The organism is Candidatus Aeolococcus gillhamiae, assembly GCF_016464765.1.
GTDB classification, from domain to species: domain Bacteria; phylum Chloroflexota; class Dormibacteria; order Aeolococcales; family Aeolococcaceae; genus Aeolococcus; species Aeolococcus gillhamiae.
This window is the reverse complement of the sequence record NZ_JAEKNS010000074.1, coordinates 60,796-84,527: the sequence shown is the minus strand read 5'-3', so window position 1 is coordinate 84,527 and position 23,732 is coordinate 60,796. Positions and strand designations below refer to the sequence as shown.

Annotated in this window: 27 protein-coding genes; 23 read left to right on the top strand and 4 right to left on the bottom strand. The window is 69.8% G+C overall.

Translation table 11 applies throughout. From position 1 onward, the window contains the following. The 12 genes from JF886_RS07110 to JF886_RS07055 form a co-directional block, all read left to right on the top strand. A partial coding sequence (locus tag JF886_RS07110; protein WP_337310968.1) for a pyridoxal-phosphate dependent enzyme occupies window positions 1–348 on the top strand: 348 nt, incomplete at its 5' end. Next, a complete protein-coding gene (thrB, locus tag JF886_RS07105; protein WP_337310966.1) occupies window positions 348–1,256 on the top strand; it encodes a homoserine kinase in 909 nt (302 codons plus the stop codon). The genes JF886_RS07110 and thrB, both read left to right, overlap by 1 nt. Then, a complete protein-coding gene (locus JF886_RS07100; protein ID WP_337310964.1) occupies window positions 1,253–2,467 on the top strand; it encodes an aspartate kinase in 1,215 nt (404 codons plus the stop codon). The genes thrB and JF886_RS07100 overlap by 4 nt, the downstream gene beginning before the upstream one ends. 10 nt (window positions 2,468–2,477) lie before the next feature. Beyond that, on the top strand, window positions 2,478–3,572 hold the full coding sequence (gene ychF / locus JF886_RS07095; protein ID WP_337310963.1) for a redox-regulated ATPase YchF: 1,095 nt from the start codon (window positions 2,478–2,480) through the stop codon (window positions 3,570–3,572). A gap of 445 nt (window positions 3,573–4,017) precedes the next feature. Next, on the top strand, window positions 4,018–4,413 hold the full coding sequence (locus tag JF886_RS07090) for a hypothetical protein (RefSeq protein WP_337310961.1): 396 nt from the start codon (window positions 4,018–4,020) through the stop codon (window positions 4,411–4,413). Between the two features lie 5 nt (window positions 4,414–4,418). Further along, window positions 4,419–5,591 carry an ArsA family ATPase gene (locus tag JF886_RS07085; protein WP_337310959.1) on the top strand — a complete coding sequence of 391 codons (1,173 nt, stop codon included), beginning with the start codon at window positions 4,419–4,421 and terminating at the stop codon, window positions 5,589–5,591. Continuing rightward, the gene (locus JF886_RS07080) at window positions 5,588–5,833 is read left to right on the top strand and encodes a hypothetical protein (protein WP_337310957.1); all 246 of its coding nucleotides are present in this window, start codon (window positions 5,588–5,590) and stop codon (window positions 5,831–5,833) included. Before JF886_RS07085 ends, JF886_RS07080 begins: the two co-directional genes overlap by 4 nt. 41 nt (window positions 5,834–5,874) lie before the next feature. Beyond that, the gene (locus tag JF886_RS07075) at window positions 5,875–6,369 is read left to right on the top strand and encodes an NUDIX hydrolase (RefSeq protein WP_337310955.1); all 495 of its coding nucleotides are present in this window, start codon (window positions 5,875–5,877) and stop codon (window positions 6,367–6,369) included. After that, window positions 6,366–7,355, top strand: coding sequence for a sodium:calcium antiporter (locus JF886_RS07070; protein WP_337310953.1), 990 nt, complete (start codon window positions 6,366–6,368; stop codon window positions 7,353–7,355). Before JF886_RS07075 ends, JF886_RS07070 begins: the two co-directional genes overlap by 4 nt. Window positions 7,356–7,422: 67 nt before the next feature. After that, complete coding sequence (locus JF886_RS07065; RefSeq protein WP_337310951.1) at window positions 7,423–8,325, top strand: SDR family NAD(P)-dependent oxidoreductase; 903 nt, start codon at window positions 7,423–7,425, stop codon at window positions 8,323–8,325. 19 nt (window positions 8,326–8,344) lie between these two features. Beyond that, a complete protein-coding gene (locus tag JF886_RS07060) occupies window positions 8,345–9,091 on the top strand; it encodes a sulfite exporter TauE/SafE family protein (protein ID WP_337310949.1) in 747 nt (248 codons plus the stop codon). Beyond that, window positions 8,982–9,914 carry a deoxyribonuclease IV gene (locus JF886_RS07055; RefSeq protein WP_337310947.1) on the top strand — a complete coding sequence of 311 codons (933 nt, stop codon included), beginning with the start codon at window positions 8,982–8,984 and terminating at the stop codon, window positions 9,912–9,914. The genes JF886_RS07060 and JF886_RS07055 overlap by 110 nt, the downstream gene beginning before the upstream one ends. Window positions 9,915–9,917: 3 nt before the next feature. Here the strand turns inward: JF886_RS07055 and JF886_RS07050 are convergent, their stop codons facing one another. Beyond that, window positions 9,918–10,451, bottom strand: coding sequence for a hypothetical protein (locus JF886_RS07050; RefSeq protein WP_337310945.1), 534 nt, complete (start codon window positions 10,449–10,451; stop codon window positions 9,918–9,920). Window positions 10,452–10,611: 160 nt separating this feature from the next. Next, a complete protein-coding gene (locus JF886_RS07045; RefSeq protein WP_337310943.1) occupies window positions 10,612–10,968 on the bottom strand; it encodes a tRNA-binding protein in 357 nt (118 codons plus the stop codon). Between the two features lie 41 nt (window positions 10,969–11,009). On the opposite strand from JF886_RS07045, the gene JF886_RS07040 reads away from it, so the two are divergent. Genes JF886_RS07040 through dnaB form a run of 6 tightly spaced genes read left to right on the top strand, consistent with a single transcriptional unit; the run spans window position 11,010 to window position 17,162 of the window. After that, window positions 11,010–11,702 carry an LppX_LprAFG lipoprotein gene (locus JF886_RS07040; protein ID WP_337310941.1) on the top strand — a complete coding sequence of 231 codons (693 nt, stop codon included), beginning with the start codon at window positions 11,010–11,012 and terminating at the stop codon, window positions 11,700–11,702. 1 nt (window position 11,703) lies between these two features. Continuing rightward, window positions 11,704–13,491, top strand: a complete 1,788-nt coding sequence (locus JF886_RS07035; RefSeq protein ID WP_337310939.1) for an MFS transporter — start codon at window positions 11,704–11,706, stop codon at window positions 13,489–13,491. Continuing rightward, the gene (locus JF886_RS07030; RefSeq protein ID WP_337310937.1) at window positions 13,488–14,879 is read left to right on the top strand and encodes a CCA tRNA nucleotidyltransferase; all 1,392 of its coding nucleotides are present in this window, start codon (window positions 13,488–13,490) and stop codon (window positions 14,877–14,879) included. Before JF886_RS07035 ends, JF886_RS07030 begins: the two co-directional genes overlap by 4 nt. A gap of 44 nt (window positions 14,880–14,923) precedes the next feature. Continuing rightward, window positions 14,924–15,352: a hypothetical protein gene (locus JF886_RS07025; protein WP_337310935.1), complete on the top strand. Its 429-nt coding sequence runs from the start codon at window positions 14,924–14,926 to the stop codon at window positions 15,350–15,352. Then, complete coding sequence (rplI, locus tag JF886_RS07020; protein ID WP_337310934.1) at window positions 15,349–15,795, top strand: 50S ribosomal protein L9; 447 nt, start codon at window positions 15,349–15,351, stop codon at window positions 15,793–15,795. Before JF886_RS07025 ends, rplI begins: the two co-directional genes overlap by 4 nt. Further along, on the top strand, window positions 15,792–17,162 hold the full coding sequence (gene dnaB / locus JF886_RS07015) for a replicative DNA helicase (RefSeq protein WP_337310933.1): 1,371 nt from the start codon (window positions 15,792–15,794) through the stop codon (window positions 17,160–17,162). Before rplI ends, dnaB begins: the two co-directional genes overlap by 4 nt. A 39-nt stretch (window positions 17,163–17,201) precedes the next feature. On the opposite strand, the gene JF886_RS07010 is transcribed toward dnaB, so the two are convergent. Beyond that, entirely contained in the window at window positions 17,202–17,672 is a 471-nt protein-coding gene (locus tag JF886_RS07010; RefSeq protein WP_337310932.1) for a GNAT family N-acetyltransferase, read from the bottom strand. A 94-nt stretch (window positions 17,673–17,766) separates the two neighbouring features. Between JF886_RS07010 and JF886_RS07005 the strand changes: the two genes are divergently transcribed. The 5 genes from JF886_RS07005 (at window position 17,767) to JF886_RS06985 (ending at window position 23,295) form a co-directional block, all read left to right on the top strand. Beyond that, window positions 17,767–18,348, top strand: a complete 582-nt coding sequence (locus JF886_RS07005; RefSeq protein WP_337310931.1) for a DinB family protein — start codon at window positions 17,767–17,769, stop codon at window positions 18,346–18,348. Between the two features lie 256 nt (window positions 18,349–18,604). Beyond that, complete coding sequence (locus JF886_RS07000; protein WP_337310930.1) at window positions 18,605–19,678, top strand: lysylphosphatidylglycerol synthase transmembrane domain-containing protein; 1,074 nt, start codon at window positions 18,605–18,607, stop codon at window positions 19,676–19,678. A gap of 92 nt (window positions 19,679–19,770) precedes the next feature. Continuing rightward, window positions 19,771–20,874 carry a sensor histidine kinase gene (locus JF886_RS06995; RefSeq protein ID WP_337310929.1) on the top strand — a complete coding sequence of 368 codons (1,104 nt, stop codon included), beginning with the start codon at window positions 19,771–19,773 and terminating at the stop codon, window positions 20,872–20,874. 44 nt (window positions 20,875–20,918) lie between these two features. Beyond that, a complete protein-coding gene (locus JF886_RS06990; RefSeq protein ID WP_337310928.1) occupies window positions 20,919–22,343 on the top strand; it encodes a class II fumarate hydratase in 1,425 nt (474 codons plus the stop codon). An 82-nt stretch (window positions 22,344–22,425) separates the two neighbouring features. Continuing rightward, complete coding sequence (locus tag JF886_RS06985) at window positions 22,426–23,295, top strand: 3-hydroxyacyl-CoA dehydrogenase family protein (RefSeq protein WP_337310927.1); 870 nt, start codon at window positions 22,426–22,428, stop codon at window positions 23,293–23,295. On the opposite strand, the gene JF886_RS06980 is transcribed toward JF886_RS06985, so the two are convergent. After that, window positions 23,279–23,722, bottom strand: a complete 444-nt coding sequence (locus JF886_RS06980; protein ID WP_337310925.1) for a Fur family transcriptional regulator — start codon at window positions 23,720–23,722, stop codon at window positions 23,279–23,281. The genes JF886_RS06985 and JF886_RS06980 overlap by 17 nt on opposite strands. Window positions 23,723–23,732: the final 10 nt, after the last annotated feature.

Sequence of the window (23,732 nt, the reverse complement as noted above, 5' to 3'; positions counted from 1 at the left end):
ACCGTGGCGAGCGCGATCCGGATCGGCAACCCGGCGTCGTGGCAGGGGGCCGTCGAGGCGCGCGACGAGTCCGAGGGCGCCATCCTCGCGGTCGAGGACCATGAGATCCTCGCGGCGCAGCGCGACCTCGCTGACGTCGAGGGGGTGTTCTGTGAGCCGGCGTCGGCGGCCTCGCTGGCGGTTCTTCGCGCCGCCATGCGCGACGGCACGGTCGCGCGCGGCACCACGGTGGTCTGCGTGCTCACCGGCAACGGGCTCAAGGACGCGGCGACCGCGGCGGAGGGATTGCGCGGCCCCACCACGATCGACGGCGACGCGGGGTCGCTCGCGGCGGCGCTCGGTCTGTGATGCGGGCGACGGTCCGCGTCCCGGCAAGCGTGGCCAACCTCGGCCCCGGCTTCGACATGCTCGCGCTGGCGCTGCAGGTGCAGAACGAGGTCGTCGCAACCGCGACCGACAACGGTGCCATCGCCATCGAGCTGGAGGATGTCGGGGGCCTCCCCGAGCTGCTGGACCCTGACTACAACCTGGTCGCCCGGGCCTACATCGAGGCGTGCGCGCGCCTCGACGTCCCCGCTTCCCAACGGGGCGTGCGGCTCCGCTGCGTCAACGCCATCCCGATCGCAGCCGGGATGGGATCGAGCGCTGCGGCGACGCTCAGCGGTGTGCTCGTCGCCGTCGCACTGCACCGCGCCGGGTGGGACGAGCGGGACATCCTCGACTGCGCCGGCGGGTTCGAGGGTCACGCCGACAACCTGGCCGCCGCGCTCATGGGGGGCCTGGTCATCTGCGCCCCGGGCGCAGCCGTCCAGCGCGTCGACGCACCGGACGAGATGCACGCGGTGATCTTCACCCCCGACGAGCGACTCACCACGGCTGAGGCCCGCGCGGTGGTCCCTCGCGAGTTCTCGCGCGAGGACGCGATCTTCAACGCAGCGCGCTGCGCGCTGCTGGTCCGCGCCGTGATGCTGCGCGATTACGGGGCCCTGCGCGAGGCGATGGATGACCGCTGGCACCAGCCGCAGCGAGCCGCACTGCTACCGGCGACGGGTGTCCTGATCGAGGCGGCGTACGACGCCGGCGCGGACGGCGCCTGTCTAGCCGGCGCGGGCCCGTCCGTGCTCGCCTTGTGCTCACGCGATCCGCAAACGGTCAGCGCCGCGATGCAGACAGCCGCGGAGCGGCTGGCGGTGCCCGGAACCGCGCTCACCCTGCGCCCGCGCAACTTCGGGGCACGGGTCGAGGTGCGCGCGTGACCGTCGTCCAGAAGTACGGCGGCAGCAGCGTCGCCGGCATCGACCAGCTGAGCGCTGTCGCTCAGCGCGTCGCGGCCACACGGCGCACCACCGACCGCGTCGTCGTCGTCGTCAGCGCGATGGGCGACACCACCGACGAGCTCACCGCGCTCGCTCACCAGCTCGATGACGATCCGCCGTCGCGCGAGATGGACATGCTGCTCAGCACCGGCGAGACCGTGACCGCTCCGCTCCTCGCCATGGCCCTGCACGCACGCGGCGTCGACGCGGTCTCGCTCACCGGGATGCAGGCGGGCATCCGCACCAGCGGCGCCCACCGCAGCGCGCGCATCACCGACATCGTCCCCGAGCGGGTGATCGAACAGCTCGCCGCCGGCAGGGTGGTCATCGTGGCCGGGTTCCAGGGAGCCACCGACCAGCTCGACATCACCACCCTCGGCCGGGGCGGGTCGGACACGACCGCGGTCGCCCTGGCGGTGGCGCTGCGTGCGCACGAGTGCGAGATATTCACCGACGTGGAAGGAATCCACAGCGCCGACCCGCGTGTGGTGAGCGAAGCGCGCCCCATGGCGGAGATCGGCTACGACGAGATGCTCGAGCTCGCCTCGGCCGGCGCCACGGTCATGCATCCGCGGGCCGTGGAGATCGGCGAGGCATACTCCATGCCGATCCGGGTGCGCTCCGCATTCGTGGACTCACCCGGCACCCTCATCCACAGGCAGCAGGACATGGAAGACCGCCCCAAGGTCCGTGGGATCGCGCACGAAACCGACGTCGCCAAGGTGACGCTGTTGGGCGTCCCCGATCGGCCGGGGATCGCCGCGGCCGTGTTCGGTCCGCTCGGGCAGGCGCACATCAACATCGACATAGTCGTCCAGAACGTCAGCCACTCGGGCCACACCGACCTCTCGTTCACCCTGGCTGAGTCCGAGCTGGCGCGCGCTCAATCGGTCCTGGAGCGCGTCGTCGGCGAAGTGGGCGCCGACGGCTACGACGCCGACCGCGACATTGCCAAGGTGACCGTGGTGGGCTCGGGGATCCTCGGCGCGCCGGGGGTGTTCGCGCGCATCTGCGAAGCGCTCGCCGACCAGTCGATCAATATCCGCATGATCAGCACCGGCGAGATGCGGGTCACCTGCATCATCGACCGCGCCCGCATCGAGGACGCCGTGCGCGCATTGCACCGCGCGTTCGAGCTGGAGCTGCTGTGATCCGGTCGCGATGAGCCTCTCGGTCGGCATCGTCGGCCTGCCCAACGCCGGCAAGTCGACGCTCTTCAACGCGCTGACCAGGGCGGGCGCGGCGGTGGGCAACTATCCCTTCACCACCATCGAGCCGAACACCGGCATGGTCCCCGTCCCAGACACGCGCCTCGATCGCCTCGCCGAACTCTTCCATCCCCCCAAGGTGATCCCGGCGATGGTCACGTTCACCGACATCGCCGGCCTGGTGCGCGGCGCCAGTCGCGGTGAGGGCCTCGGCAACAAGTTCCTCGGCCACATCCGCGAATGCGACGCCATCGCCCTGGTGGTACGCGACTTCGAGGACACCGACATCACCCACGTCGAGGGCAGCGTCGACCCGGTGCGCGACATCGACGTCATCGAGCTCGAGCTGCAGCTCGCCGACCTCGAGACCGTGACCAAGCGCCTCGAGAAGGTGGGGAAGACGGTGCGCCTGCAGAAGGAGAAGGAGCAGGCGACGGAGGCCGTCGCGGTGCTGCAGCGCGTGCGCGACCATCTCGACGGTGGGGCGCCGGTGCGCACCATGCAGCTGGGCGCCGACGAACGAGCCACCCTCCACGACCTCTGGCTGCTCACCGCCAACCCGATGGTCGTGGTGGTCAACGTGGCCGAGGGCGCCGCCATCGCCGAGCCGTCGGCCGCTGTACGCGGTCGCGCCGCACAGGGCGGCGCCGACGTCGTGGTCATCTCCGCGCGCATCGAGGCGGAGCTGGCCGAGCTCGAGCCGGCGGACCGCGGCGCCTTCCTCGCCGACCTCGGCATCGCCGAGCCGGGCCTCGACCTGCTCGCGCGCCACGCCTACGGGCTCCTTGACCTGATCACCTTCTTCACCGCCGGCGAGAAGGAGGTGCGCGCCTGGCAGCTGCGTCGCGGCCTCACCGCGCTCGACGCCGCCGCCACCATCCACACCGACTTCGCCAAGGGCTTCATCCGCGCCGAGGTCAGCGACGCCGAGGACCTGCTCGCGGCCGGCTCGTACAACGCACTCAAAGAGCACGGCAAACAGCGCCTCGAGGGAAAGGACTACGTGATGCGAGACGGCGACGTTGTCCACTTCAGGTTCAATCTGTAGTAGCGAAGGGGGAACTGCGTTCACCTCGGACACCCCCCATGAAGCGGTGTCAACTCCGGCGAAGTGAATTCGCCTGCGCTGACAACATTTGCCGCGACAAGCGAGCGCAGGGAGCCGGCGCGATTCATCGCGCCGAGTGGGGAGTGAGCGCAGCCGGCTCTGCCGGCGGAGCGAGAGGGGCGCATCGCCCCTCTATGAAAAGGAGCGGGGGTCCCCGCGCGGTCACAAGGCCGCGTGGGGAATGGCGCCGGATGGGGTCGGCCTCGACGAAGACGTGAAGCCGGGAGTGGTGCGGGTTCCCGGCGCCTGCTGCCCATGGTTCCCGATGAAGGGGACGAGACACCCCACATCTTGTGGTTCCGGCCGGACAGTACCACATCATGCAGGGTTGCGTGCAAGCGCTGGGGTTGGGCTCGCGCGTGATCCGATACCCTTGGCGCGCGTCATGGCCAAGAAGACCCGCAAGCAGAAGCAGCGCGCCGCTCAGCGGCGCCCAGGCCCCTCCGTGGCGCCGCCGACCGCAACCGCGCCGTCGGGCGTCGCCGTCGAGGCGGAGGACCTCCAGCCTGCCGCGTCGGTGGCTGTCGACCTCGGCGCCGCGGACCCCGGCCGTCGCCGCGTCGAGCGGGTCTCGCCGGCCGCCGCGCCGGTCGGGCGCACCAAGCCGGCACGGGGCCAGAACACCAGCTACATCCAGCCGCTCGACAGCGAGGACGCTGCGATCCCGTTCGATCGCGTCCCCTACGTCCCGGCCGACCTGCGCCGGGTCGCCGTGATCGCGGCGCTGATGATAACCCTCATCGTTATTGCTGACATTGTTGTCAGCAACGTGGTGAAGTAGCGCCGGTGAGGGTCATCCTCTACACCGGCAAAGGGGGGGTCGGCAAGACGACTGTCGCCGCCGCCACGGCGGTCAAGTGCGCCAAGCTCGGGCATCGCACCCTGATCATCTCCACCGACGCAGCGCACTCCCTGGGCGACTCCTTCGACATGGAGCTCGGCGATCACCCCACCAAGGTCACCACCAACCTTTACGCGCAGGAGATCAACGCGCTCCATGAGATGGAGGAGCACTGGGAGCGTGTTCACAACTACCTGATCGCGCTCTTCGCGTCCTGGGGCGTCGACGATTTCGTCGCCGAGGAGATGGCCACGCCGCCGGGGATGGAGGAGGTCGCCAGCCTGATGTGGATCAAGCGCCACAAGGAGGAGGGCAAGTTCGACGTTGTCGTCGTGGACTGCGCGCCCACCGGCGAGACCCTGCAGCTGCTCGCCTTTCCTGACGTGGCGCGCTGGTACCTCACCAAGATCTTCCCGCTGGAGCGGAAGGTGTGGAAGGTGGCTCGACCGATGGTGCAGCCGTTCACCAACATCCCTCTCCCCACCGACGACATCTTCGGCCACGTCAAGGACCTGCTCTTCGACCTCGACGGCATGAAGAACATCCTCGGCGACCCCAAGGTGTGCACCATCCGTCTGGTCCTCAACCTCGAGAAGATGGTGGTCAAGGAGGCACAGCGCGCCTTCACTTACCTCTGCCTGTACGACTACCTCACCGACCTCGTGGTGGTGAACCGCGTGCTCCCCGACGAGGTCACCGACGAGTACTTCGACGCTTGGCACAAGTCGCAGAAGAAGTACGACGCCCTGGTCGACCTCGCGTTCTCGCCGGTGCCGATCCGGCGCACTCCACTGTTCAACCACGAGATCGTCGGCCTCAAGTCGCTGGCGGAGATGGCCGAGGCGATCTTCGGTGACAGCGACCCTACCCAGCACTTCCACACGACCGTCTCGCAGAGCCTCAAGAAGGTGGGCAAGGGCTACGAGCTGCACCTCCAACTTCCCTTCGTGGGCAAGGACGAGGTCGACATCACCCACCGCCCCGGCGAGCTGTTCGTCAGCGTCGGTCCGTACAAGCGCGAGATCAGCCTGCCCCGCGTGCTCAACGGCACCCAGGTCACCAAGGGCAAGCTCGATGAGGGCGTGCTCAGGGTCACCTTCTCGGGTGCGGCGAAATGAGCGCGGACGGAACCGCACCGCCGAAGGTTCTCAGCGACGCCCTCCGACTGCTGGCCAACTCGCTTCACGAGCTGGTGCCACCGGAAGCGCAGCTGCACCTGCTCAACGCGCAGCGCGAGCTGCTGCTCGCGATCGCCGTGATCATCGAGCACAACAGCGGCCGCACCCCGCGCCGGCCCCGGTCGCGCAAGGCGGCCACAACGCCGGCATCGCGGCGACCCAAGCGCGTCGAGCTCGATTGAGTCGGCGCGACCGCCGGGCGCACCGCCCCCCGCATGTGGTGGTGGATGGGGTGGTGTGGCCGGTGCAGGGCGCGCAGGTGGCGATCGTCGACGGCTCGCGCGTGCTGCTGCAGCTGCGCCCCTTCCCGCCGGGCTGGGAGCTGCCCGGCGGTCACGTGGAGGCTGACGAGGACCCTGCGGAGACGGCGGTGCGTGAGACAGAGGAGGAGACCGGCTACCGCGTCAACATCCGCGGCCTGGTAGGCGTGTACTCGTGGAGCGGGCTGCGCAACGCTGCCGACGCCGTGTTCCTGGGCGAGATCGCCGGCGGCCGCGCGCGCTGGAGCGTCGAGGCGATCCGGACGATCTTCGTCAGCGCCGACCGGATCCCGCGGACTGCGTTTCCGTGGTCGCGGCAGCGCGTGTACGACGCCCTGGCGCGGTCGGAGGGAGCTCCACCGGTGCATCGCGTGCAGCCGGTGACCCCGCGCACCGTCGTCGCCTTTGGCACCAGCTGGCTGGGGGCGCCGCTCGATCGCCTGCGAGGCCGTTCGTGAGCGAGGCTCTTCTCTTCGGCGGCGGTCTCATCCTCATCGTCGCCGCGTCGGAGCTGTTCACCAACGCGGTGGAGTGGGCCGGATTCCGCATGAAGCTGGCGAGCGGCGCCACCGGGAGCCTCCTCGCTGCGCTGGGGACGTCGTTGCCCGAGACCGTGGTGCCTGTCATCGCCCTGATTGGAGGCCAGGCGTCCGCCGCGTCCGTCGCCACCGGAGCAGTGCTCGGCTCCGCGTTTCTCCTGCTCGGCGTCGGCACCGCGCTGACCGGCGTCGCGGTGGTCATGCGCAGCCGTCGGCGCCGCCTCGAGCTCGACACCGGCCAGGTGCGCCGTGACCTGGGCCTCTTCATCGGCGCCTTCTCCGTCGTGCTCATCGCCATCGTGCTGCCCCGTCCGGTGCGCATTCCCGTGGGTGCGTGCCTGCTGCTTGCGTACGCGCTCTACGTGCGCGCCACCCTCCGCGGCAGCGCGCCGGCCCACGCCGCGCCGGAGCCCCTCCACATCGTGCGCTGGCACAACCGTGATCCCGCGTCGCTGCTGATCGCGTTGCAGCTGGCCGGGGCTGTGGCCATGCTCATCGTCGGGTCCGACCTCTTCGTCAGCGCCCTCAACCAGGTGGCGCAGTCGCTGCACACCAACCCGCTCACGCTCGCCCTGATCGTGGTTCCGGTCGCCACCGAGCTGCCCGAGACGATCAACAGTGTGCTCTGGATCCGCAGCGGGGATGACAACCTCGCGTTCGGAAACGTGGCCGGGTCGTCGGCATTCCAGGCATGCGTCCTCGGCTTCATCGGACTCAGCTTCACGCCCTGGAGCCCCGACTTCAACGGCGTCCTGAGCGGTCTGCTCACCCTCGGCACCGCCGTCTACCTGTTCGCACTGCTGCGCAGCGGCTCCGCCCATGGGCGCTGGCTGCTCCTCGCAGGCCTCCCATGGGTCGGGTACGTGGTCGCTGAGCTGCTCGCCGGCGGCCGCCTGGGCGGCTGAGAGGCGCACGCGCAGACCGGACCGCGACAATACGGCGCGCTTGCACACACAGCCCGGGGGAGAAGCAGTGGACCTGAACGGAAAAGTCGCCGTCGTCACCGGGAGCGGTCGCGGCATCGGCCGTGCGTATGCCCGTGCGCTGGCCGAGGCCGGGTGCTCGGTGGTCATCAACGACGTCGACGGCGAGGTCGCGGAGCAGACCGTCAAGGAGCTGACCGATGGCGGAGCCAAGGCGGTCGCCGAGGTGGTCGCGGTGGGCAGCACCGACGCCGCGGAGCGCCTCGTGCAGCGCGCGGTCGACAGCTTCGACGGCATCGACATCATGTGCACCAACGCCGGCATCCTCCGCGACCGGGTGCTCTGGAAGATGACCGACGAGGACTTCGACGCGGTCATCGAGACGCACATGCGCGGCACGTTCACGTGCGCGCGAGCCGCGGCAGTGCGCATGCGCGAGCAGGGTCGCGGGGGCCGCATCGTGGTGGTCGGGTCGTGGGCCGGTCAGCGAGGCAACTTCGGTCAGACCAACTACGCGGGCGCCAAGGCCGGCATCGCCGCCTGCGCGCGCACCTGGGCGATGGAGCTGGCCCGCGCCGAGATCACCGTCAACGCGATCGTGCCCAACGCGATCACCCGGATGATCGCGAGCATCCCGGGAATGGCCGAAATGGTGGAGAGCGCTGAGAAGGGCGAACCGTTGCCCGACCTCTTCCGCAAACAGATGGGCATGGGCATGCCCGAGGACGTCGCGCCGCTGCTCGTCTTCCTCTGCTCCGACGCGGCCAAGGAGGTGACCGGCCAGTGCATCGGGCTGGGCGGCGACAAGCTCTCGCTCTGGTCGCACCCGCAGGAGATCAGCGCCGCGTACCGCGACGGTGGCTGGACGGCGGACGCCATCGCCGAGGTGTGGCCGTCGTCGGTGGGGTCGCGGCTCGAGACGTACGGCATCCCCTTCCTCGGCGGCCAGTAACGCAAGCACCGCCAGCGCGATGAGCCTGCGCGACGCCCTGCTGGTCCTAGCCGGCGGGCTGATGGCAGGCACAGCGAACACGGTGGCCGGGGGCGGATCGCTGCTGACCTTTCCCCTGCTCGTCGCCATCGGCCTGCCTCCGCTCGACGCCAACGTCACCAACACCATCGGGATCACACCGGCGGCACTCGGCGGCCTGGTCGGCATGCGACGCGAGTTGCGCGGCCAGAGGTCGCGCCTGCTCCGCCTGCTTCCGTTCTCGATCGTCGGCGCAATCGGCGGCGGCGTTCTGCTGCTGACCACTCCGGCTCAGGCCTTCAACAGGGTGGTGCCATTGCTGATCGTGGTCGCCTGCGTCGTGCTCCTCCTGCAGCGCCGGATCGCCAGCGCGCTCGAGAGCGGCCGCACCCGACGCACGTGGCTGTTGCGCGCCGGGATGCTGCTGACCGCGGTGTACGGCGGCTACTTCGGTGCGGCGGTGAGCGTCATCGTGCTCGCCCTGCTCGCGGTGACCGTTGATGACACGGTGCACCGGCTCAACGCGATCAAGGTGCCGCTCACTGGCATCATGAACCTGGTTTCAGGGATCGTGTTCGCATTCTTCGCCCCCGTGCACTGGGGATTCGCGCTGGTCCTTGCCCCGTCGACGCTGGTGGGTGGCCGCATCGGCGCGGCAGCGGCGCGCCGCATCCCCGACCAGCCGCTGCGCTACGCGGTCATCGTGCTCGGTCTGGTCGCGGCCGCCTGGCTGCAGTTTTCCCACTAACGAAGGGGGAACTGCGTTCGCCCCTCGGACACCCCCAGCTCAGGGGTGGTGGCGCCCACTGCGGCTCGACGAGGCGGTGCGGCAGACCTACCTGGAGAAGTACGCCGCCTCGGGACTGCGCGGGCACTACTTACATGCGGTCTACCTCATCAACCTGGCCACGCCCACGGAGCAGTTGCTGCGGCAGTCGATCGGGTCGCTCGTGCATTACATGCAGCTCGCGGAGCTGCTCAACGCCGACGGAGTCGTGTTCCATCCCGGCTCCCACCTCGGGGCCGGCTTCGACGGCATGCTCGAGCAGATGGCCGGGGCGATGCGGGAGATCCTCGACACCGTGCCCCGCTCTCCCGCCAAGCTGATCGTCGAGAACAGCGCGGGCTCGGGTGGTTGCGTGGGCTGCAACTTCGGGCAGCTGGGTCGCATAGTCGCCGCGGTGGACTCGGACCGCGTCGGCGTGTGCCTCGACACGCAGCAGCACATGTTCGCCAGCGGCTACGACGTGCGCACCCGCGACCAGGTGACCGCGACGCTCGACCGCTTCGGGGAGGACGTCGGCTTCGACCGGCTGGCCCTGGTCCACGCCAACGACTCGCGCAAGCCGCTGGGCAGCAACGTCGATCGCCACGCCAACATCGGTGAGGGGGAGATGGGCATCGACGCCTTCCGGCTGCTCTTCGAGGACGGCCGCCTCAACGGCGTCCCGTGGCTCATCGAGGTGCCGGGCGAGGAGCACCGCGGCCCCGACCTGGACAACATCAACCGGCTGCGTGCATGCGCGGGTCTTCCGGCGCGCGCCGTCGCGGAGTCGGTCGCCGTCCGCTGAGGCTCAGACCGCCGGAGGTTGCGGCGGCGGCCATGGTTGTGGCTCGGCAGCGTGCGCCGGCCCGACTGCGGTGAGTGGAGCGTGAGCCATGCGCAGCCCCGACCCGGCGATCAGTCCCGCGGCGTTGACGACGACGGCCAGCAGCAGGGCGATGAGGATGAGCGTGAAGCCGATGGCGGCATGGATGTTGAAGAAGCTGCCCACCCCGCCGACGCCCTGGAGGCCGAGGCTGGACGAACCGCTCGACCTGTTGGCCAGCTCGGTAATCTTCTCGCTCACCGCGTTGTGCGCGGTGCTGTTGCTGACCACGACCAGGATGGCGGCGGCGAGCGCTGCTGCCAGCGCCGTGGCGTAGCGCAGAGGCGATCGCAGGACGGTGGCGGCGATGCCGAGCACGATGAGTACGAGCACAAGGATCAGCAGCGGCTGCACCCCGACTGTGGGCGTGTCACTCGAGTTCTGCGTTCCAGCCGCCGTGGTCGAGCAGCTCTGCGGAAGTGTCGCCGTACTCGGCGTGCTGCCCGTGGCCAGGTTCACGCCGCTATAGGTGTACAGGTCCGTGCTGGAGATGGCCGACAGGCAGGCCGCGCTCTGGGCATTGCTGGCTGATCCTCCGGGCAGCGAACCGCTGACACCGCTGAGCTGGGGGGTGCCCGAGGGGGGAACGCAGTGCCCCCGTCGCCTAGCCTTCGCCAGCTCAGCCGATTCGGTCTCCGGGCTGGCAGGCGCCGTCCGGGCGCAGCACCGCCACCGCATGGGTGCCGTGCTGGTAGGCGCCGAGCACAAGCACCTCGCTGCGCACCGGCCCGATCTGCCTGGGGGGCAGGTTGACCACCGCGACCACCAGCGTGCCGATCAGCTGCTCCGGCGTGTAGTTGTCGGTGAGCCGTGCCGACGAACGCCGCTCGCCCAACTCGCCGAAGTCGAGGAGCATGCGGTAGGCGGGCTGGCGAGCGCCGGGAAACGTCTCGCATTCGAGGACGCGCCCAACGCGAATGTCGAGGTCGAAGAACTGTCCTGCGGCAACGGTCGGCTGCTCCGGTGTCGTCGTCATCGCTGTCTATACTGCCTCGCAGAACACGAGGGAGGAGTCGCGTGCGTGGCCCCGGCCGTCTGCTCGTCGTCGGAATCGTGCTCACCATGCTCGCCGGGTGCGGATCGAGCACCAACGCCACGCTCGACCCCGCTCAGCTGCTGCGTGACGCCAAGCAGAGCATCGACTCCGCCTCGGCGCTGCATTTCACGCTCACCAGCCAGGGCGCGGTCGGCAACGGCACCCTGATCACGGGCGGCCAGGGTGACGCGCGCCGGCCTGACAGCTTCACAGGCAGCCTCAGCGTCGTCGCCGCGGGCTTCCCGGTCACCGTCAACGTGGTGTCCACCGGCGGGGTGTTCTACGCGCAGACACCCCTGACCCCGCGCTACGAAAGGACCGACCCGAGCGCTTACGGCTTTGGCGACCCGGCACAATTCCTCGATCCCAACCACGGCCTGTCCAGCCTGCTCACGTCCTGCTCGGGAGCCACCAACAAGAGCGCCGACCTGCTCAACGGCGAGCAGCTCGACGAGGTGGGATGCTCCATCCCGGGAGCGCTGGTCGCCAAGCTGCTGACCAGTGCCGACCCCTCGCAAGCTGTGCAGGCGACCGTCGGCGTCGACGCCGGCACCCATCAGCTGCGCCGCGTGTCGCTGGTAGGACCGTTCTTCGACAAGGCCCACGCCAGCACATTCACCGTCGTTCTTGACAAGTTCGGCGAGAACGTGACGATTACGCCACCGGCCGGCTGAGATGGCCGGCGCCGCCGGGCAGGCCCCGCGCGGGGCCCGGCTGCGTCTTGGCTTCGCCGCCGCGGGCGTCCTGCTCGGGGCCGCCGACACGTACGTCGTGGTGATCACGCTGCCCGCGATCATGACCTCCGTCGGCATCGACCTGGCGCACCTTCAGCAGGCAACCCCGATCATCAGCGGGTTCCTTGTCGGCTACGTGGCGGCGCTGCCGCTGCTGGGTCGGCTCTCCGACCTCTACGGCCGGGCGCCGGTGCTCACCGCGTGCCTGCTGCTCTTCGCGGCCGGTTCGCTGCTCACCGCGTCGGCGAACACGCTCGGCGAGGTCGTGGCGGGCCGGGCGCTACAGGGAGCTGGCGGTGGCGGCCTGGTGCCGGTGACGCTGGCACTCGTTGCCGACCTCTGGCCGGCGCGCCGCCGCGGCGTCCCGCTCGGGATGGTGGGAGCGGTGCAGGAATTCGGCAGCGTCGTCGGTCCGCTGTACGGCGCCGCGCTGAGTGCCGCCAGCACGTGGCGGGCCATCTTCTACGTCAACATGCCGCTCGCCGCGATGGTCGCTGCCGGGGTGCGTGCACCGTGGAGTCGCGGACAGCGCGTGTCGACCGCAAGGCGGCCGGACCGTGCGGGTTGGACGCTGGCCGCCGTGTGCGCCGCGACCACGGTGCTGGCCGTGGCGGCACCACCGGCGCTCAAGGACAACATCACCACCGGAGCCGCGTTCACCCCGTTGCTCACCGACACCGGCATCACCTCACCGATTGCCTTGCTGGCGTTGCTGAGCGCACTCGCGTTGCTCGTCCGTGAGCTCACCGTCCCCGCGACCGTGCGACCGCTGCTCCCGATCCGCGACCTGAAGCGCGGCCTGCAGCGACTCGACTGGATCGGCGGAGCGCTGGTGGCGCTGGTGCTGGGCTGCGTGGTGGTGTCCTTCGCCAGCGCCGACCCCCAGCGCGCGGTGGTGGGCGATTCCGCACCCGTGTTGCTGCCGGCCGCGACGGTGCTCACCGCGCTCTTCGTGCTCCGTGAGCTGCGCACCGCGGACCCGCTCGTCGACCTGCGCGCCCTGCGCAATCGCGCGGCGGTGGGCTCGCTGGTCACCAACCTCGCCGTCGGGGCGGCGCTGATGGCCGCGCTGGTCGACGTGCCGGTCTTCGCCCGCGCCACCGTCGACCCGGATTCCCAGGTCGCCGCGGCGCTGGTGCTGGCCCGGCTGCTTGTCGCGGTCCCCTTGGGCGCGGTGCTTGGCGGGCTACTGGTGGGGCGGGCCGGCTACCGCGGGGTCGCCGGCGGCGGCATGGTGCTCGCGGCGCTGATGTTCGTGCTCATGGCTGGTTGGTCCGCGACGGCGCTCAGCGACCCGCTCGCGGGGATCTCCTGGCTGCACGCCACCGACCTCGAGCTGGCGGGCTGCGGTCTCGGCTTCGGCCTGGCGATTGTACCGATCACCGCCGCCATCCTCGGGGTCGTGCCGCAGCGTCTGCACGGCATGGCCGCGTCGCTCACAGTGGCCGCACGGATGGTCGGCATGCTGGCCGGGCTCTCGCTGCTCACCGCCATTGGGCTGCGACGTTTCTACAGTGTGCAGGCGATGCTGCCCGACCCTGCCCGCCTGTGCCCGACCACCCCCCTCAACTGCGTGGCGTACAACAACCTGGTGACCGGGGCTGCGATCGACGAGCTCCATGTCGTGTTCCTCGGCGCCGCCGCCTGCGCCGCGATCGCGGCCCTGACCGCCGTGTCGTTGCTGCGGCGCAGCGGCTCCGCCGTCGTGCTCGGGATGGGCATCGCGTGACCGTCGAGGTCCGCGAGCATCAGCTGCCCCTGACCGACGATCGGCTCATCGAGGCGATCGCTGACGCGGCCGCGGCTGCGCGCATCGAGACATACCTCGTCGGCGGCTTCGTGCGCGACCGTCTGCTGGGCAGGGAGGTCAAGGACATCGACCTGCTCGCCGTGGGTGACGACGGCACACGAGTCCTCGCCGACATCGCCCGCCGTTTCGACTGGGCGCCGCCGCAGCGCTTCGAACGCTTCGGCACGGGGCAGGTCCGCGGTGGCGGGTTCGTGGTCGAGGTGGTGCGGGCGCGCGCCGAGAGCTACGACGCGAGCTCACGCAAGCCGGACGTGCGCCCGGGCACCCTCGCGGAGGACATCTGGCGCCGGGACTTCACCGTCAACGCGCTCTGCCAGACGCTCGACGGCCGCATCATCGACGTCACCGGACGCGGGCTCGACGACCTCCGCCACCACGTGCTGCGCACGCCGCTCGATCCCGAGCAGACCTTCAGCGAGGACCCGCTGCGGATGTTCCGCGCGGCGCGCTTCGCCGCCCAGCTCGGCTTTACCACCGCCCCAGGCCTCACCGCGGCGATGAGCCGGATGGCGCGCCGGTCGGAGATCCTCAGTGCGGAGCGGGTCGCCGAGGAGCTCCGCCGGCTGCTCACGTCCGAGCACCCGCGGGCCGGGCTCGAGGTGCTCCGCGACGGCGGCCTGCTCGCGGTGTGGCTGCCCGAGCTGGAGTCGATGGTCGGCGTCGAGCAGGGCGGCTTCCACATCTACGACGTCTTCGACCACAGCGCCCACACCGTGGCCGGGGTGTCGCCGGACCTGCTGACACGCCTGGCCGCGCTGCTGCATGACGTCGGCAAGCCGCCCACGCACGCCATCGACGAGCACGGCAAGCACACCTTCTACGACCATGCCGGCGTCGGCGCGACCATGGCCACCGACCTGCTCTCGAGGCTGCGCTTCAGCAACGAGGAGATCGCCGCCACCGCGCTGCTGGTGCGCCATCACCTGCGCCCCATCCAGTACCAGCCCAAGGGGTGGGGCGACGCCGCGGTGCGACGGCTGGTGCGCGACATCGGTGACCAGCGCAACCGGCTGCTGGAGCTGGCGCGAGCCGACACTCACGCCTCCTCGTTTCCCGACACCGACGCGATCGACGAGCTCGAGCAGCGCATGGCGCGGCTCGACGCCGGCGGCGCGGTTTCGCACCTGCGCGCACCCGTGGACGGCAACGAGATCGTCCGTCTCGCGGGCGGGCGGAGGCCGGGACCATGGGTGGGACGCGTCCAGCGCGCCGTGGAGGAGGCTGTCATCGACGGCGCGGTTCCCCCCGGCGACGCCGACGCGGCGCGGCGCTGGCTGGAGGAGCACCGCGACCTGTTCGAGGGCTGAAACACTCACGGGTGGCGCGGCGACCGGCCTAGACTACGCGGTCCATGTTGAGCCGACTTCGCTTCCTCAAGCGTCTCGCCGTCGACCTCCCCCGGCAGGCGCGCCTCGCCTACTGCCTGATGCGCGATGCGCGCGTGCCGTTGCACACCAAGATCGCGTTCGGTGCCGGCCTCGCGGTGATCGTCACACCGTTCATCGACCTGCCCGCGGCCATCCCGGTGGTCGGCGAGCTCGACATGGTGGCGCTGTCGTTGCTCGCGCTGCGCCTCTTCATCGCCGCATGTCCGGATGACGTGGTCAACGACGTGGAGCAGCAGGTCCTCGAAGGCCGCAGCGTTTTCGACGAGGACCTGCGCGGTGGAGAGCGAGTTGCCACCATGATCTCGCGTCGCTTCGATCACGGCGACGCGGCCTCGCATCACCAGGCACTTCCCCAAGAGCCGGCCACCGAGCACACGGGGGTGGGCGCGTGAAGGTGTTGTTCGTCAAGGAGGTCCAGGGCACGGCCAAGGCCGGCGACGTCAAGGAGGTCTCGCCCGGCTACGCCCGCAACTACCTTCTCCCCAAGCGGCTCGCGGTGGTCGCCGACGACCGCGCGGTGGAGCAGATCAAGCAGCGTGAGGAGGCGAATCGCCGCCGTGTCGAGAAGGCGCTCACCGAGGCGCGCGAGGCGGCGGCGCGGCTCAAGAAGCTGACCGTGACCATCTACGCGAAGACGGGTGAGGGCGGCCGGCTCTTCGGGTCGGTGACCAACGCCGACATCGCCACCCAGCTGAAGCGCGAGGCCGGCCTCGACATCGACAAACGCAAGATCGAGGTGGAGCCTCCGATCAAGTCGCTGGGTCCGCACGAGGTCACCGTGCAGCTGCATACGGAGGTCACAGAGACACTGCGCGTCGTCGTCGCCGCCCAGTGACCTCGCAACCCGCCTCCGACATCGCGGTCAACGTCACCGGGACGATCACGTCCGGACGCGTGCCCCCCAACGACCTCGGCGCCGAGCGCGCGGTGCTCGGCTCGCTGATGATCGACCAGGCCGCCATCGCCGAGATCCGCGACCTGCTCGAACCCGAGGACTTCTACGCCGAGCGCCACGCGCACATCTATCGCGCCGCGACTGCGCTCGCCGATCGTGGCGACCCGATCGACGAGGTGACACTGCAGTCTCAGCTCGAGCGCGGCCCTGGCATCGGCCGCGCCGGCGGCCTCGACTACATCTCCGAGCTGACCCTGGAGGTGCCGACCGCGGCGTCGGTGCGCCACTGGGCCGAGATCGTCATCAACCACGCGCTGCGCCGCCGCCTCATCGCCGCCGGCGGCGAGGTGGCCCGGCTCGGCTTTGACAACGCGGTCACCGCGGTCGACGCCATCGAGTCCGCCGAGCAGCGCATCTTCGCGATCAGCCAGGCGCGCCGCGGCGGCGAGGCCACGCACATCGCGCGGCTGGTGCATGACACCTGGGAGATGCTCGAGGAGCGGCTCCAGCGCAAGGAGCTGATCAACGGCGTGCGCACCAACTACGCGCGCCTGGACGGGCTCACCCAAGGGCTGCAACCCCAGGAGCTGATCATCCTGGCGGCGCGGCCGTCGGTGGGCAAGACGTCGTTCGCGCTCAACATCGCGCGCAACGCCGCGGTGCTGGCGCGCGTCCCGGTGGCGATCTTCTCGCTCGAGATGAGCCGTCAGGCATTGGCCCAGCGGCTCATCTGCAGCGAAGCGATGGTCAACTCGCACGTGCTGCGCAGCGGCCAGGCGAGCCAGCTCGATTTCCAGCGCATCGCCGCCGCCATGGACAAGCTGACCCAGGCGGAGCTCTGGATCGACGACACGCCGCGGCTCTCCATCGCCACCCTGCGCGCCCGCGCCCGGCGCATGAAATCGCAGCACGGCATCGGCCTGGTGATCATCGACTACCTCCAGCTCATGCAGGGCGGGCGCCAGGAGTCACGCGTCCAGGAGGTGTCGGACATTTCCTCGGGGCTCAAGGCGGTGGCCAAGGAGCTGGAGGTCCCGGTGCTGGCGCTGTCCCAGCTGTCGCGGGCCAGCGAGCAGCGTACCGACAAGCGTCCGCAGCTGTCCGACCTGCGCGACTCCGGCGCCATCGAGCAGGACGCGGACGTCGTGCTCTTCCTCTACCGCGAGGGCATGCACAAGCCGGACATCGACAAGTCGCGGACCGAGCTGATCGTTGCCAAGAACCGCAACGGCCCGACCGACGACATCGAGCTGATCTTCAACGCTGAGCAGACGACATTCAAGGAGCCGTACCTGCACGACGAGTGAGGGACGTCAGTCTCTTATGCCAGCGTCGCGTATCAGCCGTCACAGTTCCTTGCGCATCTGCACTGACGTCTCGCGGTAGCCGAGCCTCGTGTACAGAGACCGCGCCACGGCGTTCTGGCCGAAGACATTCAGCACCAGAGCCGTGAGCCCGCGCCTGCGTGCCTCCTCTTCGGCCGCCTTCATCGCCGCGCGACCGTATCCCCGGCCGCGAAAGGCCTCGTCAATGCTGATGTCGTAGATGAAGCCGACACCTTGCTCGCGTTTCGGTTGCTGGAGCCCGAACCAAAGCCATCCAACGGGTTGGCCGTCGCCCTCGACCCGGAAGATCAGCTGACCGGGCGTGTCGAGCCCGGCGCTCAGCAGCTCCGCGTCCTCGGTTCGCGCTTTCTCCGCGGCGGACCTCCTGCTCATGCTCCCCGAGGCAACCATCTCGTCGATGTACTCCTCGAGCGCGACCCGCGACCAGGCCGCATACTCCGCATCGGTCGGACGGCGGAGCGTGAGGGTCATTGATCAAGAGCTCTGAGCACCGGCATGCGGCGCGATGGTACGCCCCGCACCGCGACAATCAACAGCGCAACCGCCCAGGATGACGAGGTGCCAGGTGAAAGAACGCGACGTATTCATCCTCGCCGAACAGGCATTGGCCGATGTGATTGACCAGATCCGCCCTGAGCAATGGGACCAGCGCAAGCCGGAGTGGTTCCACAGCGGCGGTCAGGGCGACGCGTCGTTGCGCGAGATCGTCAACTACCACGCGTACGACTCGGCATGGGTGCCCGACGTTCTCGCCGGCCGGACCGCCGCCGAGGTTGGTGATGCGTACGAGCACCTCAAAACCGACGCGGACGTCGACTACCGGCGGTACAGCGACGCCGCCGTCACCGCTGCACAGGGATTGGACGACTCGGGCCGCATCGTGCACCTCTCGTACGGCGATTTCGCCGCCGGCGAGTATTTCCGCCATACCACCTCGTTCCGTGGATTCCGCGCCTTCGACATTGCCCGGTGGATCGGCGTCAGTACGGAACTGCCGCCGAACCTCGTCCAGGGAATGTGGGACGAGCTGAGCCCGGACATGGAGGCCTGGCGTGCCATCGGCGTATACCGGGCCGCGGTGGCTGTCCCGGACGATGCGCCGCTGCAGGATCGCCTCATCGGGCTCTCCGGGCGCGACCCCAGCTAGGCGGTCCGCGGCGGCGCTGTTGACACGGCCCCGGGAGCGTCCGGAGGTGCGAGGATCGCTGCAACGACGTTGCTCGATGCGCTTGGTCGCGTTCGCACATCCCGGTAACGCGTGGCGAACGCGCCACAGGCACTTAACGCGTGAATCGACTAGATCTCGCGACGGTGTAATGGTTTGTTGACGGCGCTCGTTAAAGAGGGTGACGGACCACCGACCGTACCGACCCGATCGGTACGGCGGTGTTCCAATGGCTGACGTGAGGAGAGTGATGACCCGCGTGCGCGCCGTGCTCGGCTCGAAGTGGCTGCGAATTGGCGGCACCCTCGTCGGGATCACATTCCTGGTCCACAACGTCGACATGGGGAAGGCGGGCCGCAGCCTCATTGGTGCCGACTGGCGCTGGGCGTCGCTCGCGCTCGTCCTCACCGCGATCGCCTGCCTCGCCTCGGTCTTCGAGTGGGGCGTTCTGCTGCGCAGCAGCGCCGGCCTGGGCGTCCGCAACCCCGTTGACAACGGCGAGCACCGCCAGCATCACCACCTCTTCAGCTGGCCCCGCCTCTTCTCGTCCTACCTGCAGAGCCTCTTCTTCGCCCAGCTGCTCCCCGCGGGTGTCGGCGGCGACGCGATGCGGACCGTCGAGATGGGCAAGGTGGTCGGCCACGGCAAGATCCTTGCCTCGCTGGCCGGCAGCCGGATGGCGGGGACCATGGGCATGGCATTCTGGGGCCTCGCCGCCGCCGTCCTGCTGCGCGGCTGGATCGGCCTCGGCTCGCTCATCGGCGCCTGCATCTTCGCCGCCGTCATGGTGATGGCCTGGATGGCCGCGCTGGCCGCGGACCGCATCGTCGGCCGCCACTTCTTCGAGCGCAGCTCACGGGCCTTCCTGCGCACCCTCAGCTCCTTCGCGCAGACCTTCTCCGGCTACCGCCGCCACCCCCACGCCATCGCGCAGTGCATCGTGGTCGGTGCCGCCGGCTGGGGCGTCAACATCCTGGCGCTCGACATCTTCGCCCGCGCCATCGGCGTCGACGTCAGCTGGACGATCTTCGCGGTCGCAATCCCGGTCACCCTGGTGGCCACGCTCACCCCGTTCTCGGTGAACGGCTTGGGCATCCGCGAGGGCGTGCTGGTCGGCATGCTCACCCACGCCGGCGTCTCCGTCGGCCACGCCGCGGCGATCGCGGTCCTCGTCGACCTCCAGATGCTTCCCTTCGGGATCCTCGGCGCCGGGCTGTGGATGCGCCACCGCAGGCAGCGGGTGGCATCGTCCATCGAGGAGGTCGCCCAGGCGGAATCGGCGGCGGTGCACGAGCTGGCCCACGCCGCCTGACCGAGCTGCCTGACCGCAGGCTGCAACGGACGGCAACGCCTCGTTGACGGCTCGACTGTCCCGAACTCGCAGCCAATACACTCGAACGGCCCATGACCGGTCAGTTCAGCGATTTCCTGGCTGCCCATGCCGAGCGTGTCGCCGACGTCATGCGTCGTGGCAGCGCGGAGCAGGAGAGCCGCTCGTCCAGCGGGGGTGACCGCGGCCCCCGCCAGTTCATCAACGCCGTCCTCGTCGCCCTCACCGCCGACGACCTGCGCCCGCTGAACGCCTTCTTCGACCTCGGGGGTGACAAGCCCGCCGGCATCGACCAGCGCCTCGAAGCCGCGCTGTCGCGGCTCGCCTCCCTGCGCCGCGCCTCGATCGAGGTGGCCGCGGACGAGATGACCGATGACGAACGCCTCTCGCTCGCCGAGGCCGCAGCCGACGAGGTGGGCCAGATCGGCCGTCGCCTCGCCGCCTCCGTCACCGCGCTGCTGGCCGGCCGCCTCAGCACCATGACGACCTCGACCAGCGCCCGGGGCACGTCGATGAGCATCACCATGCACGAGCTCCGCCGGCCGCTGACCATCCTCAATAGCTACGGGCAGCTGCTCTCCACCGGGATGCTCGGCCAGCTCCCCGAGACCGCGATGGTGGCCATCGAGGGGATTACCGCCAGCACGGAGATGATGGTGCGCATGGTCAACGCCATCGCCGAGGTCTCCCGCCTCGAGGACCCTGATGACCAGCTCAACTTCGAGGTCGTCTCCGTCGACGAGATCGTCACCGGCGCCGTCGACCACGTCAGCATGGAAGCCAAGCTGCGTGACACCGTGATCGAGACCGACGTCCAGTCAGGCGTCACCATCCGTGGCGACCGCCGCCGGCTCACGCTGGCGCTGACCAACATGGTCGGCAACGCCGTCAAGCACGGGCCGCCGGGGTCAACGATCGCGGTGCGCGCGTTCGGCGACGACAGCGGCGCCCACTTCGTGGTGCGCGACCAGGGCCAGGGATTCCCCAACGAGGACGCCGCCCACCTGTTCGACAAGTACTTCCGCTCGGTCGCCGAGCGGCAGCGCAAGGTGCCCGGCAGCGGGCTCGGGCTGTTCATCGTGAAGTCCGTGGCCGAACGCCACAATGGCGAGGTGTTCGCCCGCTCCGGACCCGGCGAGGGCGCGGAGTTCGAGATGATCATCCCGATCCACCAATAGGCGGGCGGCGAGCCGGGGGCCGCGCAGCCCGCGGAGCGCCAGCCATGAGCAGCAACGCCGCCGGCCGCACGGAGCGCGACTCGATGGGCGAGTTCGAGGTTCCCGCCGACGCCTACTACGGCGCCACCTCGATGCGCGCGCAGGAGAACTTCCCGATCAGCGAGCTGCGTTTCAACCGCTCCTTCATCCGCGCGCTCGGGCTCATCAAGCAGGCCGCCGCGGCGGTGAACGAGGAGCTCGGCCTGCTCGACCCTTCGCTCGCCGAGGCGATCAAGACCGCGGCGCAGGAGGTGGTCGACGGCCGCTTCGACGACCAGTTCATCATCGACATCTTCCAGACCGGCAGCGGCACCTCCACGAACATGAACGCCAACGAGGTGATCAGCAACCGCGCGATCGAGCTGCTCGGTGGGGAGCGCGGCTCGCGCATCCCGGTGCATCCCAATGACCATGTCAACGCCGGTCAGTCGAGCAACGACGTCATCCCGGCAGCCATCCACGTCGCCGCCGCGGTGGGACTGCACGAGGACCTGCTCCCCGCGCTCAGCGCGCTGGAGAGGTCGCTGCGCGCCAAGTCCGAGGAGTTCTGGCCGATCATCAAGACCGGCCGAACCCACCTTCAGGACGCCACCCCGATCCGCCTCGGCCAGGAGTTCCTCGGCTACGCCGGCCAGGTGGAGCGCAGCCGCCGCCGTGTCTCGCAGGGCCTCTCCGAGCTACGCGAGCTGGCGCTGGGCGGCACCGCGGTCGGCACCGGCGTGGGCACGCATCCCGAGTTCCCCGCGCGGGTGATCGCGCGCCTCGCCGTGGCCACGGGGATCGGTTTCGTCGAGAGCGACAACCACTTCCAGGCGCAGGCGACGCTGGACAGCGTGGTGGCCGCGAGCGGCGCGCTGCGCAGCGTGGCCGTGTCGCTCTACAAGATCGCCTCTGACATCCGCCTGATGGGCTTCGGGCCGCGCGCCGGGCTCGCGGAGATCGAAATCCCAGCGGTGCAGCCGGGCTCCTCGATCATGCCCGGCAAGGTCAACCCGGTCATCCTCGAGTCGGTGACCATGGTCGCCGCCCAGGTGATCGGCAACGACGCCACCGTCGCGTTCGCTGGCGCGGCCGGGTCTCTCCTCGAGCTCAACGTGATGATGCCGGTGGCCGCGTACAACCTCCTGCAGTCGATCTCGCTCCTGGCCAACAGCGCCGGCAACCTGGCCACCCGCTGCGTCGACGGGCTGCGTGCCACCGAGAACGGACCGGCGCTCGTCGAGCGCGGGCTGATGACCACCACCAGCCTGGCGCCGCGTATCGGCTACGACCAGGCGGGGGCCATCGCCAAGGAGGCCTACGCGAGCGGCCGCACCATCCGCGAGGTCGCCCGCGAGCGCACCGGGCTCAGCGAGGACGAGCTGACCACCCTGCTCGACCCCGAAGCTATGACGGCACCCGGCCGCGACTCCGGGGGCGCCGGAGGCTGACGCGCGGGATCGTCCAAACCCTGGGGCGGGGAGGTCCCTCCCAAACAAGGATTGACGTCCGCGTCAACTAGACTGCGCCGCCATGGGTGACGGAACCGGAGTAGGGCCGTTGTGCGTCGTCGGTGCCGGCGCTATGGGTGGGCAGATCGCTCACCAGGCTGCGCTGTATGGCGTCGACGTCCGGCTGTTCAGCCGCAGCCGCGAGCGGCTTGATGGGGCGCAGCAGCAGTGCGCGGGACTGCTGCGCAAGCGCGTTGAGAAGGGCAAGCTCGACGGCGCCGAGTGCGAGGCTGCTCTGCAGCGCGTCTCCACCACCAACGATCTTGCTGAGGCTTTGACGGGCGCCGCCCTCGTCATCGAGTCCGTCGCTGAGGATCGCGAGACCAAGCGCGCTGTGATGGAGGCGATCGGCCGCCACGCGGCCGCGGACGCGATCATCGGCACCAACAGCTCGACGCTGCCGAGCTCGCTGTTCGCTGCGCTGGTGCCCAACGATGAGAGGCTGCTCAACATCCACTTCATGAACCCGGCGTTGGTGATGCCGCTCGTCGAAGTGGTGCGCGGCGCGCACACCAGCGACGCCACCGTGCAGGCGGCCATGAGCTTCGTCCGCGTCATCGGCAAGGCACCGGTGCTGGTGGAGCGCGAGACGTTCGGCTTCGTCGCCAACCGCATCCTCTTCATCGCCATGCAGGAGGCCTTCGCGCTCGTCGAGAACGGCTTCGTCTCGATCAGCGACTGCGACCAGGCGGTGCGGGACGGCCTGGGCTGGCCGATGGGGCCGTTCGCCATCGCCGACCTGGTCGGGCTCGACGTCGTCGAGGCGATCCTCGAGGAGGGTCACGGCCAGACCGGCGAGGAGCGCTGGACACCGCCGGCGCTGCTCCGCGAGCGCGTCGCCCGCGGCGAGCTCGGCCGCAAGCGCGGCCGCGGCTTCACACTCGGGGACTGACTCCGCGGCGGCAGCTGCGGCACTCACCCTCGATGGTGAGGTCGACGCTGCGAATGGTGAAACCGTGCTGACGGGCCATACGGCCGGTGATGTCGGCGAGACCGTCGCTAGGCAGGTTCTCGATGCTCCCGCAGCTGCGGCACACCAGATGGTAATGCCGCTGGGGTGCCCCGGCGATCTCGAAGTGGGCGCTGTCACCGAACCTCGTCTGCTGCACGATGCCCGCGTCGCAGAGCTGCTCAAGCACGCGGTACGCGGTGGAGCGGTTGAAGGACGGATGGCGAGAGGCCGCGGCGCGCCAGATGTCGTCGGCGGTGAGGTGGCGGTGGTCGCCGTCGCCGAGCAGGTCGAGAACGGTCTGCCGTTGCGGCGTCGAGCGCAGCCCGGCGCGGCGGAGCAGCGTGTGGGAATCGGTCGGCGCGGGCATGGCTGTGCCG

Bases quoted from the DNA above. Each gene is read 5' to 3' on its own strand.
- JF886_RS07025 (WP_337310935.1), top strand. From the start codon at position 14,924: ATGTTGAGCCGACTTCGCTTCCTCAAGCGTCTCGCCGTCGACCTCCCC.
- JF886_RS07035 (WP_337310939.1), top strand. From the start codon at position 11,704: ATGGCCGGCGCCGCCGGGCAGGCCCCGCGCGGGGCCCGGCTGCGTCTT.
- JF886_RS06980 (WP_337310925.1), bottom strand. From the start codon at position 23,722: ATGCCCGCGCCGACCGATTCCCACACGCTGCTCCGCCGCGCCGGGCTG.
- thrB (WP_337310966.1), top strand. From the start codon at position 348: ATGCGGGCGACGGTCCGCGTCCCGGCAAGCGTGGCCAACCTCGGCCCC.
- ychF (WP_337310963.1), top strand. From the start codon at position 2,478: ATGAGCCTCTCGGTCGGCATCGTCGGCCTGCCCAACGCCGGCAAGTCG.
- JF886_RS07090 (WP_337310961.1), top strand. From the start codon at position 4,018: ATGGCCAAGAAGACCCGCAAGCAGAAGCAGCGCGCCGCTCAGCGGCGC.
- JF886_RS07045 (WP_337310943.1), bottom strand. From the start codon at position 10,968: ATGACGACGACACCGGAGCAGCCGACCGTTGCCGCAGGACAGTTCTTC.
- JF886_RS06985 (WP_337310927.1), top strand. From the start codon at position 22,426: ATGGGTGACGGAACCGGAGTAGGGCCGTTGTGCGTCGTCGGTGCCGGC.
- JF886_RS06995 (WP_337310929.1), top strand. From the start codon at position 19,771: ATGACCGGTCAGTTCAGCGATTTCCTGGCTGCCCATGCCGAGCGTGTC.
- JF886_RS07080 (WP_337310957.1), top strand. From the start codon at position 5,588: ATGAGCGCGGACGGAACCGCACCGCCGAAGGTTCTCAGCGACGCCCTC.
- JF886_RS06990 (WP_337310928.1), top strand. From the start codon at position 20,919: ATGAGCAGCAACGCCGCCGGCCGCACGGAGCGCGACTCGATGGGCGAG.
- JF886_RS07060 (WP_337310949.1), top strand. From the start codon at position 8,345: ATGAGCCTGCGCGACGCCCTGCTGGTCCTAGCCGGCGGGCTGATGGCA.
- JF886_RS07010 (WP_337310932.1), bottom strand. From the start codon at position 17,672: ATGACCCTCACGCTCCGCCGTCCGACCGATGCGGAGTATGCGGCCTGG.